The 14,284-nt window shown below is 56.8% G+C and carries 14 protein-coding genes; 8 read left to right on the forward strand and 6 right to left on the reverse strand.

Annotated features, from left to right (window positions below):
* Positions 1-63: 63 nt before the first annotated feature.
* Positions 64-990: a LysR family transcriptional regulator gene (locus RTE01_RS14250; protein WP_041146643.1), complete on the reverse strand. Its 927-nt coding sequence runs from the start codon at positions 988-990 to the stop codon at positions 64-66.
* Between the two features lie 89 nt (positions 991-1,079).
* On the opposite strand from RTE01_RS14250, the gene RTE01_RS14255 reads away from it, so the two are divergent.
* The gene (locus RTE01_RS14255; protein ID WP_041146644.1) at positions 1,080-2,078 is read left to right on the forward strand and encodes a bile acid:sodium symporter family protein; all 999 of its coding nucleotides are present in this window, start codon (positions 1,080-1,082) and stop codon (positions 2,076-2,078) included.
* Here RTE01_RS14255 and RTE01_RS14260 read toward each other — a convergent pair.
* From RTE01_RS14260 to zipA, 3 genes are all read right to left on the reverse strand, one after another.
* Positions 2,075-2,293: a DUF3820 family protein gene (locus RTE01_RS14260; RefSeq protein WP_041147715.1), complete on the reverse strand. Its 219-nt coding sequence runs from the start codon at positions 2,291-2,293 to the stop codon at positions 2,075-2,077. The genes RTE01_RS14255 and RTE01_RS14260 overlap by 4 nt on opposite strands.
* A gap of 1 nt (position 2,294) precedes the next feature.
* Complete coding sequence (gene ligA, locus RTE01_RS14265; protein ID WP_134527220.1) at positions 2,295-4,310, reverse strand: NAD-dependent DNA ligase LigA; 2,016 nt, start codon at positions 4,308-4,310, stop codon at positions 2,295-2,297.
* Between the two features lie 74 nt (positions 4,311-4,384).
* Positions 4,385-5,401 carry a cell division protein ZipA gene (zipA, locus tag RTE01_RS14270; RefSeq protein WP_166793749.1) on the reverse strand — a complete coding sequence of 339 codons (1,017 nt, stop codon included), beginning with the start codon at positions 5,399-5,401 and terminating at the stop codon, positions 4,385-4,387.
* A 230-nt stretch (positions 5,402-5,631) separates the two neighbouring features.
* On the opposite strand from zipA, the gene cysZ reads away from it, so the two are divergent.
* The 5 genes from cysZ to crr all read left to right on the forward strand — a co-directional run bounded on the left by cysZ (position 5,632) and on the right by crr (position 10,550).
* Positions 5,632-6,393 carry a sulfate transporter CysZ gene (gene cysZ / locus RTE01_RS14275; protein ID WP_115192147.1) on the forward strand — a complete coding sequence of 254 codons (762 nt, stop codon included), beginning with the start codon at positions 5,632-5,634 and terminating at the stop codon, positions 6,391-6,393.
* A 222-nt stretch (positions 6,394-6,615) separates the two neighbouring features.
* Positions 6,616-7,587 carry a cysteine synthase A gene (gene cysK, locus RTE01_RS14280; RefSeq protein ID WP_041146648.1) on the forward strand — a complete coding sequence of 324 codons (972 nt, stop codon included), beginning with the start codon at positions 6,616-6,618 and terminating at the stop codon, positions 7,585-7,587.
* A gap of 381 nt (positions 7,588-7,968) precedes the next feature.
* Positions 7,969-8,226: a phosphocarrier protein Hpr gene (gene ptsH, locus RTE01_RS14285; RefSeq protein ID WP_000487600.1), complete on the forward strand. Its 258-nt coding sequence runs from the start codon at positions 7,969-7,971 to the stop codon at positions 8,224-8,226.
* 44 nt (positions 8,227-8,270) lie between these two features.
* Positions 8,271-9,998 carry a phosphoenolpyruvate-protein phosphotransferase PtsI gene (gene ptsI / locus RTE01_RS14290; RefSeq protein WP_041146649.1) on the forward strand — a complete coding sequence of 576 codons (1,728 nt, stop codon included), beginning with the start codon at positions 8,271-8,273 and terminating at the stop codon, positions 9,996-9,998.
* A 42-nt stretch (positions 9,999-10,040) separates the two neighbouring features.
* Positions 10,041-10,550 carry a PTS glucose transporter subunit IIA gene (crr, locus tag RTE01_RS14295; protein WP_041146650.1) on the forward strand — a complete coding sequence of 170 codons (510 nt, stop codon included), beginning with the start codon at positions 10,041-10,043 and terminating at the stop codon, positions 10,548-10,550.
* 68 nt (positions 10,551-10,618) lie between these two features.
* On the opposite strand, the gene pdxK is transcribed toward crr, so the two are convergent.
* A complete protein-coding gene (pdxK, locus tag RTE01_RS14300; protein ID WP_123551804.1) occupies positions 10,619-11,482 on the reverse strand; it encodes a pyridoxine/pyridoxal/pyridoxamine kinase in 864 nt (287 codons plus the stop codon).
* Positions 11,483-11,564: 82 nt separating this feature from the next.
* Between pdxK and ptsJ the strand changes: the two genes are divergently transcribed.
* Positions 11,565-12,896, forward strand: coding sequence for a MocR-like B6 salvage transcription factor PtsJ (gene ptsJ / locus RTE01_RS14305; protein ID WP_134527223.1), 1,332 nt, complete (start codon positions 11,565-11,567; stop codon positions 12,894-12,896).
* On the forward strand, positions 12,878-13,279 hold the full coding sequence (locus RTE01_RS14310; RefSeq protein ID WP_115192145.1) for a YybH family protein: 402 nt from the start codon (positions 12,878-12,880) through the stop codon (positions 13,277-13,279). The genes ptsJ and RTE01_RS14310 overlap by 19 nt, the downstream gene beginning before the upstream one ends.
* Here RTE01_RS14310 and cysM read toward each other — a convergent pair.
* Positions 13,276-14,187 (reverse strand): cysteine synthase CysM, encoded by a 912-nt coding sequence (gene cysM, locus RTE01_RS14315; protein ID WP_115192144.1) that lies wholly within the window; start codon positions 14,185-14,187, stop codon positions 13,276-13,278. The two genes, RTE01_RS14310 and cysM, sit on opposite strands and share 4 nt — an antisense overlap.
* Positions 14,188-14,284 lie beyond the last annotated feature (97 nt).

Genomic DNA, 14,284 nt, shown 5'->3' on the forward strand with positions numbered 1-14,284 from the left:
GCTCTATCCCTCACTTTTCTTTTATTTCTGAACACCACGCACGCCCCTGGAGAGCCAAACGCCTCACCGCTGATACAGCGGATCCTCAGTTCTGCCCGCGGTCAGCGTATTCCCCTCTTCGCGCACCACCTCCCACAGCGCCTGGGCGGCGGTTGAAAGCGAGCGTTTTTTGCGCTGCGCCAGCATCAGCTGACGCTCAACGACCGGCGTTAGCCGCTTGACCCGCAAATGGCTGCCCTGAGGCAGCGGTAGCGCCAGCGCCGGTAGGATGCTGATACCAATTCCTGACTCCACCATCGGAAACAGCGTCGCCGGATGCCCAATCTCCTGCACAATATTGGCGTCAATACCAAAGCGCGCCAGCGCGGCGTCAATCAGCGGCCGGCTGCCGGAGGCGTAGTCCTGCAATACCAGCCGCTGGTGCTGAAGATCCTGCCAGCTCACCGATGCCCTTTCGGCAAAAGGATGATCCTCCCGACATAAAAGCAAAAACGGCTCAGACAGGACCGTCTCACACTGCAAATCCGTCGCGGCGCCGGGATCGATAACAATGCCAAAATCCACCTCTCCCTGGCGAATGCTCTCCAGAACCCACTGCTGAGGGCGATCGTGCAGCACAAAATCAATCTCCGGGTAACGCTGATTGCTGTGGGCAATACACTGGGGGATGAGGTGAGCGGAAATCGTCTGACTGGCGGCAACCCGCACGGTTCCCGTCAGCTGCTGACCCACGCGTCCGGCGTCGCGCAGCGTACTGTTCAGCTCGTCCAGCAGCCGCTCAAGCCGACCCGCCAGCTGATGCCCCGCCTCCGTCAGCACCACCTCTCGGGTGGTTCTGTCGAGCAGCCGCACGCCGGTCTGATGCTCCAGCTCCTTAACGCTATGGCTCACCGCCGACTGGCTGAGCCCAATCATCGCCCCTGCCCGGCTGAAGCTTCTCGCCCTGGCGACGGTGACAAATACCTTTAACTGACGCAGCGAATAATTCATCTTTTTTATTCATGAATAGATGCAATAAATCAATTTTATTTCTCAAACTAAAAAAAGCACAATAGCGAAATCGATTTTCAGGAGCGATTATGAAATTTTTCCGCATTCTTGACCCATTTACCCTTACCCTGGTTACCGTCGTCCTGCTGGCCTCCTTTTTCCCGGCGCGCGGCGAATTTGTCCCCTTCTTTGAGCACCTCACCACCGCGGCTATCGCCCTGCTGTTCTTTATGCACGGCGCAAAGCTCTCCCGCGAGGCGATTATCTCCGGCGGCGGCCACTGGCGTTTGCATCTGTGGGTGATGTGCAGCACCTTTATCGTCTTCCCCGTTTTAGGGGTGCTGTTTGCGTGGTGGGCGCCGATAAACGTCGATCCAGCGCTCTATACCGGCTTTATTTATCTCTGCATTCTGCCCGCTACCGTGCAGTCAGCGATCGCCTTCACTTCGCTGGCTGGCGGAAACGTAGCGGCGGCCGTATGTTCAGCCTCGGCATCGAGCCTGCTGGGAATTTTCATTTCACCGCTGCTGGTCGGACTCCTGATGAATATGCACGGCGCCGGCGGCAGCCTGGAGCAGGTCGGCAAGATTATGCTGCAGCTTCTGCTGCCGTTCGTCCTCGGTCATCTGTCCCGTCCGTGGATTGGCGCATGGGTGGCACGGCATAAAAAATGGATTTCAAAAACCGATCAGACCTCTATCCTGCTGGTCGTCTACTCGGCGTTTAGTGAGGCGGTGGTGAACGGTATCTGGCATAAAGTCGGTCCAGGCTCGCTGCTTTTCATCGTCGCCGTCAGCATCGTGCTGCTGGCCATCGTTATCGCCATTAACATCTTTGTGGCGCGCAAATGCGGCTTCAATAAAGCGGATGAAATTACCATTGTCTTCTGTGGATCGAAAAAGAGCCTGGCCAACGGGATCCCGATGGCCAATATTCTCTTTCCAACCTCGATTCTGGGGATCATGGTGCTGCCGCTGATGATTTTCCATCAGATCCAGCTGATGGTGTGCGCCGTGCTGGCACGACGCTATAAACGACAGGCGGAAGAGCGGCTGGCGCGTGAAAACGCCAGCGCGCCAGAGGCTTAACGCGGCTGCTTGAGGGGCTGAACCAGCTGGGTCAGCCCTTCGGTTTTAATCAATAAGGTTAACGCCATCAGCTCGCCAAGATGCCCGGCGGGAAACTGCTCCTTACGGGCAAACCACAGCAAATACTCTTCAGGCACGTCAATCAAACGACGACCTTTATATTTGCCAAACGGCATTTCCGTATTGGCAATCTCGATAAGCCGTTCCTTATCCATGTTAATCTCCCAACAGCCGCAGCATTTCGGCTTCATCGATCACCGCAATACCCAGCTCCTGCGCTTTAGCCAGCTTCGACCCCGCCGCTTCCCCGGCAATCACCAGATCGGTTTTCTTTGATACGCTGCCCGCCACTTTCGCCCCTAACGCCACCAGCCGCGCTTTGGCATCATCACGGGACAGCAGGCTCAGGCTGCCGGTGAGGACCACGGTTTTGCCGGCAAACGGGCTATCGATCTCTTCGGCATTGATCACCACCGGCGCGGGCCAGCGGACGCCCTCCGCGCGCAGCTGGGCGATAACCTCGCGGTTGCTCTCTTCAGCAAAGAAATTTCGCACGTGGGTAGCCACCACAATACCGACGTCCGGCACCTTCTGCAGATCGTCAATGGATGCCTGCTCGAGCGCCTCAATCGTCGCAAAATGCGCCGCCAGCCCCGCGGCCGTAGCTTCGCCAACCTCACGAATGCCGAGCGCGTAAAGGAAGCGGGCAAAGGTGGTCTCTTTCGATTTTTCCAGCGAATTGACCACGTTTTGCGCCGATTTTGGCCCCATACGATCAAGGCCGGTGAGCTTACCCGGGCTTAAGCGGAACAGGTCGGCCGGCGTATGCACGTACTCTTTCTCAACCAGCTGGTCGATGATCTTGTCGCCCATGCCCTCAACGTCTAACGCGCGGCGGGAAACGAAGTGCTTTAAGGCCTCTTTACGCTGCGCACCGCAAATTAATCCGCCGGTACAGCGCGTCACCACTTCGCCTTCCACGCGCTCAACGTCTGAATGACAGACCGGGCAGTGGGTCGGGAAGAGGATTTCTCGCGTATCTTCAGGACGTTCGGAGAGCACAACGTTAACCACCTGAGGAATAACGTCCCCGGCGCGGCGGATCACCACCTTATCGCCGATTCGCAGACCCAGGCGCTCAATTTCATCAGCGTTGTGCAGCGTGGCGTTACTCACCAGCACGCCGGCAACATGGACCGGCTCAAGGCGCGCCACAGGCGTGATAGCTCCGGTACGGCCAACCTGGAACTCCACGTCGCGCACGAAGGTCATCTGCTCCTGAGCGGGGAACTTAAAGGCAACGGCCCAGCGCGGGGCGCGGGCGACAAAGCCGAGCTGCTCCTGAAGCGCCAGAGAATCCACTTTGATGACCACGCCGTCGATATCAAAGCCTAACGTCGGGCGGTCCTCCTCAACCTTACGATAGTAAGTAAGTACTTCCTCTGGAGTGCGGCAGAGCGTTACGCGCTCGCTGACCGGCAATCCCCAGGCCTTAAACTGCTGCAGACGCCCGGAATGACTCGCCGGCAGCTCGCCGCCTTCCAGCGCACCCACGCCGTAGCAAAAGAAAGTAAGCGGTCGCTTCGCTGTGATCCGCGGGTCGAGCTGGCGCAGGGAGCCTGCGGCCGCATTGCGCGGGTTAGCAAAGACCTTGCCGCCGCTACGACGCGCCTCGTCGTTAATTTTTTCGAACCCGGCCTGCGGCAGGAACACCTCGCCGCGCACTTCCAGGCGCGCAGGAATATTGTCACCGCGCAGCTTCAGCGGGACCGCGCGAATCGTCCGCACATTAGAGGTAATATCCTCGCCGGTGGTGCCGTCGCCGCGCGTTGCCGCCTGCACCAGCACGCCGTTTTCGTAGAGAATACTCACCGCCAGCCCGTCCAGTTTCAGCTCACAGCAGTAGACCAGATCGTCGCTGCTTTTCAGCCGGTCCTGAACGCGCTTGTTAAACGCGAGGAAGCTCTCTTCGTCAAAGACGTTATCCAGAGAAAGCATCGGGACTTCATGGCGAATCTGGCTGAAGGAGGCCAGCGGAGCCGCGCCCACGCGCTGAGTCGGCGAGTCCGAGACGATGAGTTCGGGATGCTCGGCTTCCAGCTCGCGCAGTTCGCGCATCAGCCGGTCATATTCCGCATCGGGAACTTCAGGGGTATCCATAACGTGGTACAGATATTCATGATGGCGAAGCGTGGTTCGCAGTTCAGTCAGTTTTTGTTCGATCGGTTCCATATCGCACCATCAATGATAAAAAACCCCCGACGGGCGGGGGTTCAGGATTGGGAGACGAAACGCAGGTCGGTGAATCAGGCGTTAGCCTCTTTCACTTCACGAATACGGTCTTGATATTCACGCATTTTCTGCGGAGTCATCATCCGACGCTGATCGTCCAACACCACGCCACCGACTTCGTCAGCGATGTACTGTGCAGACTGCAGCATCAGCTTAAAGTTTTGCAGCTCGTCGCCGAAGGACGGCACCTGCATAAAGATAGTGACCCCAGGCGTCGTCATATCCGCCATGCTGTCCGGGTTGAAGGTACCGGGTTTCACCATATTCGCGAGGCTGAACAGGACCTGGCCGCTGCCGTCCGGGCTGAGATGACGATGGAAGATATTCATATCGCCAAATTTGAAGCCCGCCTGCTGGATGCTGTTGATCAACACTTCGCCGTTGATCTGCGAGCCCTGATGCGCAGACACGTTCATCACGATGACCGTCTCTTTACGCTCTTTTGGCTGAGGGGCTGCCGGCGCGGGTTCCGCAATCGCCGGTTCAGGCGCGGGCTGAGTCGGTGCGGCGGCGGCTGGCTGGACCGGAGCAGGCTGCGGTGCGCTCTGCGCTACCGGCTGCTGAGGCGCCTGCGCTACGGGCTGATGCGGCACTGGCTGCTGCGGCACGGGCTGCGGCGCTACCGGCTGATGCTGGGGCACGCTGGTTTGCGGCTGCGGAGCCTGCGGCTGGTGATGGGCAGGCTGCGGCTGGCGAACGGGTTCTTCCGCACGCACGGGCGGCTGCACCTGACGTTCGTAAGGCGGCTGATACTGGTGTTGCGGCGTCTGACGAGGTGCCTCTTGCTCCCCATTGTGACCATTTGGGGCGTGATTAACCCGATGAACGCGAACTTCACCTACGCCTTCAACATCGTCATCGAAGCCATCGCTTTCAGACTCTTCGTCATCGCGAGACTTCATACGTTTTAGTGGGCGATCGCGAAACATCGAGGAACGTTCTTTACGGCTGGTCCAGAAACCGTGTACCAGTAAAGCGATTATGGCGATCGCGCCAACAATGATTAATATCAGACGCAAATCCTGCATCATTATATTCTCTGTTGTTCTAACACCTTGCCACCACGGCAAACATTTACTTACTAAGAGTATTTGTCGATTACGCCGAGTGCAAGTGGGTCTACCGCTTTCACTACATAAAGATGAACTAAATCGTGCTTTTTGCTGCTTTTTCGAACATTTCCTAACTGGTTATTGTCTGACAACCCGATAAAATAAGCGGGCATTCAGCCTGAATGCCAAAAAAGGAGCATCGCCTGACCATGGTTTCAACATCCACCACTTCCCCGCGTAGCGGCGTTTACTATTTTTCGCAGGGCTGGAAACTGATCGGGCTGCCGGGAATTCGTCGTTTCGTATTTCTGCCTTTATTAGTCAATATTATTCTGATGGGTGGCGCCTTCTGGTGGCTGTTCACGCGCCTTGATAGCTGGATCCCCTCGCTGATGAGCCACGTGCCGGAATGGCTGAACTGGCTCAACTATCTGCTGTGGCCGGTCATGGTCATCTCGATTCTGCTGGTCTTCGGCTACTTTTTCTCCACCATTGCCAACTGGATTGCCGCCCCGTTTAGCGGCCTGCTGGCGGAGCAGCTGGAGGCGCGCCTAACCGGCGCCACGCCACCCGACGTCGGCGTATTCGGCATCATGAAAGATGTTCCGCGCATCATGAAGCGTGAGTGGCAAAAGTTTTCCTGGTATCTGCCGCGCGCCATCATTCTGCTGATCCTGTACTTCATTCCAGGCATCGGCCAGACCGTGGCGCCGGTGCTGTGGTTCCTGTTCAGCGCGTGGATGCTGGCCATTCAGTACTGCGACTACCCGTTTGATAACCACAAGGTACCGTTTAAGACCATGCGTGAGGCGCTGCGTACGCGCAAAGTCACCAACATGCAGTTTGGCGCGCTGACCAGCCTGTTCACCATGATCCCGGTTCTCAACCTCGTTATCCTGCCGGTGGCCATTTGCGGCGCAACGGCGATGTGGGTCGACTGCTATCGCGATAAACATGCGATGTGGAAATAGGCCCTGACGGATGAGCCAGGCCTATGGATGGGCCAAAAATCGCGACTTCGCGGTCCCTCATTTTCAGCGTCACCGGGCGACGGCTTATGCCGCGCCTTATTCCTTCTGGCTTGCCATTATTTCCCTTACGAATATAGATATGCTAAATCCTTACTTCCGCATATTCTTTAAGCGGGTATGCTGAAGCCGTACTCCCAAATTTCATACAGTTAAGGACGGGCCATGAGTAAGATTTTTGAAGATAACTCCCTGACTATCGGTCATACGCCGCTAGTCCGACTGAACCGAATCGGTAACGGACGCATCCTGGCAAAGGTTGAATCTCGCAACCCGAGCTTTAGCGTTAAATGCCGTATCGGTGCCAATATGATTTGGGATGCTGAAAAACGCGGAGTATTGAAAGCAGGCGTTGAGCTGGTAGAACCGACCAGCGGCAACACCGGTATCGCCCTCGCCTACGTCGCCGCAGCCCGCGGCTACAAGCTGACGCTGACCATGCCGGAAACTATGAGCATCGAACGCCGTAAGCTGCTGAAAGCGCTGGGTGCAAACCTGGTACTGACCGAAGGCGCGAAAGGCATGAAAGGGGCGATTCAAAAAGCCGAAGAAATCGTTGCCAGCAACCCGGAAAAATATCTGCTGCTGCAGCAGTTCAGCAACCCGGCAAACCCGGAAATCCATGAAAAGACCACCGGCCCGGAAATCTGGGAAGATACCGATGGTCAGGTTGACGTCTTTATCTCCGGCGTCGGCACCGGCGGTACGCTGACCGGCGTAAGTCGCTACATTAAAGGCACCAAGGGCAAAAAAGATCTGATTACCGTTGCCGTTGAGCCGACCGATTCACCGGTGATCGCTCAGGCGCTGGCAGGCCAGGAGCTCAAGCCAGGCCCGCACAAAATTCAGGGGATCGGCGCCGGCTTTATTCCAGGCAACCTCGATCTGAAGCTGGTCGATAAAGTCGTGGCCATCACCAACGAAGAGGCTATCTCGACCGCCCGTCGCCTGATGGATGAAGAGGGTATCCTTGCCGGTATCTCCTCCGGCGCCGCCGTCGCCGCCGCGCTTAAGCTGCAGGAAGATGAGGCCTTTACCAATAAGAATATAGTGGTTATCCTACCTTCTTCTGGTGAGCGTTATTTAAGCACAGCCCTGTTTGCCGATCTCTTCACCGAGAAAGAACTGCAACAGTGATGCCAGCTTGTAAGTATCGTGTAAAAAAGCACCTTTTTAGGTGCTTTTTTGTGGCATACGTCAAAGTTTTACCCCTCCTGGCATTGATTCACCGCGTAGGGTCTGGTATTTAACCAGCACATTTATTTTGATGCGCGAAATTATTCAGAATTGGATTTCCATAAGCTGAATCGATTTTATGATTTGGTTCAAGTCTTCCTTTCGCGGCATAATGTTTAATGACGTGCCAGACGTCAACGGCCAGATGGTCCTCACAGCGATTCACCGCTGCCGACACCTTAGCCAGACACGTAACGCCGGCGCTAACAATACAGGCTAAAGCCTGGCCGTTAGGCTAGACTTTAGGTCCACAACACTAAACCTATAAGTTGGGGAAATATAATGTTCCAGCAAGAAGTTACCATTACCGCTCCGAACGGTCTGCACACCCGCCCTGCTGCTCAGTTTGTTAAAGAAGCTAAAGGCTTTACTTCTGAGATCACTGTTACCTCCAACGGCAAAAGCGCCAGCGCCAAAAGCCTGTTCAAACTGCAAACTCTGGGTCTGACTCAGGGTACCGTAGTCACCATCTCCGCTGAAGGCGAAGATGAGCAGAAAGCAGTTGAGCATCTGGTAAAACTGATGGCTGAACTCGAATAAGTTCACGGGTTCTTTTTAATATCAGTCACAAGTAAGGTAGGGTTATGATTTCAGGCATTTTAGCATCCCCGGGTATCGCTTTCGGTAAGGCTCTCCTGCTGAAAGAAGACGAAATTGTCATCGACCGGAAGAAAATTTCTGCCGATAAGGTTGAGCAGGAAATTGAACGTTTCCTGAGTGGCCGCACCAAGGCCTCCGCCCAGCTGGAGGTCATCAAAACCAAAGCTGGTGAAACTTTCGGTGAAGAAAAAGAAGCCATCTTCGAAGGGCACATCATGCTGCTGGAAGATGAGGAGCTTGAGCAGGAAATCATAGCCCTGATTAAAGATAAGCACATGACTGCCGACGCGGCAGCTAATGAAATTATCGAAGGCCAGGCTATCGCTCTGGAAGAGCTGGATGATGAATACCTGAAAGAGCGTGCGGCTGACGTACGCGATATTGGTAAGCGCCTGCTGCGTAACATCCTCGGCCTGGCTATCATCGATCTGAGCGCGATTCAGGATGAAGTCATTCTGGTTGCCGCCGATCTTACCCCGTCAGAAACTGCACAGCTGAACCTGAACAAGGTGCTGGGCTTTATCACCGACGCGGGCGGCCGTACTTCCCACACCTCCATCATGGCGCGCTCCCTTGAGCTGCCGGCAATTGTCGGCACCGGTAGCGTAACCACGCAGGTGAAAAACGGCGACTATCTGGTTCTTGACGCGGTCAACAACCAGGTGCTGGTTAACCCAAGCAACGAACAAATTGAAGAGCTGCGCGATCTGCAGGCTCAGGTCGCTGAAGAGAAAGCCGAGCTGGCGAAGCTGAAAGATCTGCCGGCCATCACGCTCGACGGCCATCAGGTTGAAGTGTGCGCCAACATCGGTACCGTTCGCGATATCGACGGTGCTGAACGTAACGGCGCCGAAGGCGTAGGCCTGTACCGTACCGAATTCCTGTTCATGGACCGCGACGCGCTGCCGACTGAAGAAGAACAGTTCGCCGCCTACAAAGCGGTAGCTGAAGCGTGCGGCTCTCAGGCCGTTATCGTGCGCACCATGGATATCGGTGGCGATAAAGAGCTGCCGTACATGAACTTCCCGAAAGAAGAGAACCCGTTCCTCGGCTGGCGTGCCGTGCGTATCGCAATGGATCGTAAAGAGATCCTGCGTGACCAGGTTCGCGCCATCCTGCGTGCTTCTGCTTTCGGTAAGCTGCGCATCATGTTCCCGATGATCATCTCTGTTGAAGAAGTGCGTGCGCTGAAGAAAGAGATTGAAATCTATAAGCAGGAACTGCGTGACGAAGGTAAAGCATTTGACGAAACAATCGAAGTTGGCGTGATGGTTGAAACACCGGCCGCTGCCACGATTGCCCGTCACTTAGCGAAGGAAGTTGATTTCTTTAGTATCGGAACCAATGATTTAACGCAGTATACTCTGGCAGTTGACCGTGGTAATGATATGATTTCACATCTTTACCAGCCAATGTCACCATCCGTCCTGACGCTGATTAAGCAAGTTATTGATGCTTCTCACGCTGAAGGCAAATGGACCGGCATGTGTGGTGAGCTTGCGGGCGATGAACGTGCTACACTTCTGTTGCTGGGTATGGGGCTGGACGAATTCTCTATGAGCGCCATTTCCATCCCGCGCATCAAGAAGATTATTCGTAACACGAACTTCGAAGATGCGAAAGTATTAGCAGAGCAGGCTCTTGCTCAACCGACAACGGACGAGTTAATGACGCTGGTTAACAAGTTCATTGAAGAAAAAACAATCTGCTAATCCATAAGATGCGCGGCCCAAATTACTGCTTAGGAGAAGATCATGGGTTTGTTCGATAAATTGAAATCTCTGGTTTCTGATGACAAAAAAGACACCGGAACTATTGAGATTATTGCTCCGCTCTCTGGCGAGATCGTTAACATCGAAGACGTGCCGGATGTGGTTTTTGCAGAAAAAATTGTGGGTGATGGCATCGCCATCAAGCCTACCGGCAACAAAATGGTTGCGCCGGTAGACGGCACCATCGGTAAAATCTTTGAAACCAACCATGCGTTCTCTATCGAATCCGATAGCGGCATCGAGCTGTTCGTTCACTTCGGTATTGATACCGTTGAGCTGAAAGGCGAAGGCTTCAAGCGTATTGCTGAAGAAGGCCAGCGCGTGAAAATCGGTGACCCGGTTATCGAATTTGACCTGCCGCTGCTGGAAGAGAAAGCCAAGTCTACCCTGACTCCGGTTGTTATCTCCAACATGGACGAGATCAAAGAGCTGATCAAACTGTCCGGTAGCGTGACCGTGGGTGAAACTCCGGTTATTCGCATCAAGAAGTAATTCTTGCCGCAGAAAAATGGCGCCTTCTGGCGCCATTTTTTTTATCTCCGCATCGCCGAATCCGGTCGTTACTCTCTTCTCAACGCTGGCAGGATCAGCTCATCGCTACCGTGCTCTGCGGTCCAGGTCATCACCGCCAGCACCCGCTGCGCCGCTGCGCGCGTCGCGTCACCTAACGCCTGTCCGCTCACTAAACCGCTGATCAGCTCAGCGCAGAAAAGGTCGCCCGTTCCCTTCAGATCCGTTTCTACCCGCGGATGGATAACCACCTCCACCGACTCTGCCGTCACTACCAGCACATTCATGGTGGCGCTATCGAGGCCCGGCGCGCTGGTGATAACCACCCATTTCAGCGTTTCGGACAGCAGGCTACGCGCGGCGCTCACCGCCTCCTGCTGGCTGCGGCAGGACATACCGCTGAGCGTTTCCAGCTCAAAGAGGTTAGGCGTGATCCCCTGGGCCAGCGGCAGCAGGTGGCGACGATAGGCCTCCGGGATTTCGGCCTTAACGTAAATGCCGCTGTCAACGTCGCCGATCACCGGATCGACCAGAATACACAGCTCAGGGTGGCTATCGCGGATCCGCATCAGCCACTGCGCCAGACGCTCAATCTGCACCGCGCTCCCCATATAGCCCGCGGTAACCGCCCGCAGCTCGCGTAGCGCATCGCGCTCTTCCAGCGCGCGCAGATAGCCCACGAACCACTCTTCAGGGATCACCCCGCCGTAGTAGGTATCGTAGTGCGGCGTATTGCTGAACAGCACCGTCGGTACCGCCATGACCCGCAGGCCGTGCTGTTCGATTGCCGGCACCGCGATGCTGTTGCCCACGCTGCCGTAAACGACCTGCGACTGCACGGCAACGATATCGACCTGCAGCGCCCGGCTTTTGTCATTGAAGAGCACCGATTGTATTTCGTCTTGCTGGCCCATCCCGTCTCCTCCCGCTGGACAGCGGGTTATACCCTGATTATTATTCGTCTTATGCTAAAATTCATTTTGTCATAGGTCAATAATGTTCGCCGGAAAAACCGCCAATGATATCTTCGATAACATCCGTCATCTGGTGCAGAGCGGAACGTTACAACCCGGCGACATGCTGCCTCCGGTTCGCGAGCTGGCTACCAGACTCGCCGTTAACCGCAATACCGTCGCCGCGGCCTATAAGCGCCTGGTGACCTCTGGCCTGGCCGTAAGCCAGGGGCGCAACGGTACGGCAATCAGAGCCCCCGGCGCGCCAATGGTGCTCGAAGGCAGCGCCCAGGGCTCTGCGCTGAACGATATTTCCGGCGGCAACCCCGACCCACAGCGTCTTCCCGACCTCACCCGCTACCTCCCGGGCCTCAGCCCGGCTCCGCGCCTGTACGGCAGCGCCGCCGTCGACCCGAAGCTGGCCCGCTGGGCGCACGACTGGGTGCAAAAAGACGTGAGCGCTGAGAGCGAAATCAATCTCACCAGCGGCGCGATTGACGCCCTGGAGCGGCTCCTGTGCGCGCTGCTGCTGTCCGGCGATCGGGTGGTGGTGGAAGACCCCTGCTTTCTCAGCAGCATCAACATGCTGCGCTATGCCGGTTTTAACGCCTGTCCGGTGCCGGTCGATAGCGAAGGCATGCAGCCTGCCGCGCTGGAGGAGGCGTTACGCCAGGGCGCCCGGGCGGTAATTATCACCCCGCGCGCGCACAATCCCACCGGCTGCAGCCTGAGCGAGGCGCGGGCCGCGGCGATCCGCGAAATTTTGGCCCGCTACCCGCAGGTGCTGGTCATTCTCGACGACCATTTTGCGCTGCTCTCATCCACGCCGTGGCACTCTCCTCTGCCCGAGGAGACCCGGCGCTGGGCGCTGATCCGCTCGATGTCAAAGGCCCTGGGACCCGACTTGCGGCTGGCGGTTGTCGCCAGCGATCCCACCACCTCAGAGGCGCTGAGGCTGCGCCTCAACTCCGGTAGCCAGTGGGTCAGCCATCTGCTGCAGGATTTGGCGCTGGCCTGTCTGAATGATAGCGTCTTTACCGCCTCCCTGGCGCAAACTCGCCTCGCCTACCGCCAGCGTAATGAAAGGCTGGCCAGCGCCCTTACCCGCCGCGGTATCGATAACCCTGGCCCCGGCGATGGCCTGAACTTTTGGCTTCCGCTGTCGGCGCCGAGCCAGCCGCTTGCGCTGCGCCTGGCCCGCGCCGGTTGGCTGGTGCGCGAAGGCGAGCCCTTTGGCATTCGCGCGCCGTCGTATGGATTGCGGCTCTCGCTCGCCGCCCTCACTTCTGATGAGATTGACCGGCTGGCCGGGGATCTCCATCACGCACTCTTCCCACACAAACCGGAGTCAATATCATGTCAAACCCGCAGCTAAAAGCGGCCATCGAAGCCTGCGACCGGGCTATCTCGCAGGAAGACTACGCCACCTTAATGGCCTACTACGCGGAAGACGCCGTGCTGGTCGTTAAGCCGGGAATGGTGGTCAGGGGCAAAGAGAATATCCGCAAGGCTTTCGTCGCGATTGCCGACTATTTTCAGCATCGGCTGGTCGTCACCCAGGGAAAAATGGAGATTATTGAAGGCGCGGGAAATGCGCTGGTGATAATGGAAACGCGGCTGGATATCCCCACCGCGGAGGGCGGTTCAACGCAGGTCACGCGCCGCGCGACCTACGTTTTTCAGCTGCAGGACGATCGCTGGCTCTGCAGCGTTGATAACTCCTACGGCACCGATCTGCTGGACCAGCCGCCGGTTTAAATACCCGCGCCCTGGGCAAAGTGCTCTTCGCCAAACACGCCGGTAGAGAGATAGCGATCGCCGCGATCGCAGACGATCGCCACCACTACCGCCCCGGGATTTTCCCGGGCAATACGCAGCGCGCCGGCTACCGCACCGCCGGAGCTTACGCCGCAAAAAATGCCTTCCCGGGTAGCCAGCATGCGCATGGTGTTTTCCGCATCCTGCTGATGAATATCCATCACCACGTCCACCAGCGAGGCGTTAAAAATGCCCGGCATATACTCTGCCGGCCAGCGGCGGATGCCCGGGATGCTGCTCCCCTCCTCCGGCTGCAGGCCGACAATGCTCACCGGCTTATGCTGTTCGCGCAGGAAGCGTGAAACGCCGGTAATCGTACCGGTCGTCCCCATGCTGGAGACAAAATGGCTGATGCGCCCATCGGTCTGCTGCCAAATTTCCGGCCCGGTGGTGGTGTAGTGCGCGTAGGGATTATCGGGATTATTGAACTGATCCAGCAGCGTACCTTCGCCACGCTGCGCCATCTCGGCGGCGAGGTCGCGCGCGCCTTCCATTCCCTGCTCTTTGGTGACCAAAATCAGCTCGGCGCCGTATGCCCGCATGGCGGCACGGCGCTCCTGGCTCATATTATCGGGCATCAGCAGCTTCATCTGATAGCCTTTCAGCGCCGCAATCATCGCCAGCGCGATGCCGGTATTGCCGCTGGTCGCTTCAATCAGCACGTCGCCGGGGGCGATTTCGCCACGTTTTTCCGCCTCAACGATCATCGAAAGCGCAGCGCGGTCCTTAACGGAACCCGCCGGGTTATTACCTTCCAGTTTGACCCAGATTTCGCTGCCGTTGTCCGGCCCCAGGCGCTGCAACTTAACCAGAGGAGTATTGCCGATGGTTTGTTCTAATGTATTCACGGTTTTTACCCAATAAAAAGGCCGGGGTCTGAGTTTACCCGGCCTGCAAACGTCCCCGGATGGCGTTGCATCCGGGCTACCTCATCCCTGCCGTCGC

Origin of the sequence: Klebsiella terrigena (assembly GCF_006539725.1) — a bacterium.
Classification (GTDB): domain Bacteria; phylum Pseudomonadota; class Gammaproteobacteria; order Enterobacterales; family Enterobacteriaceae; genus Klebsiella; species Klebsiella terrigena.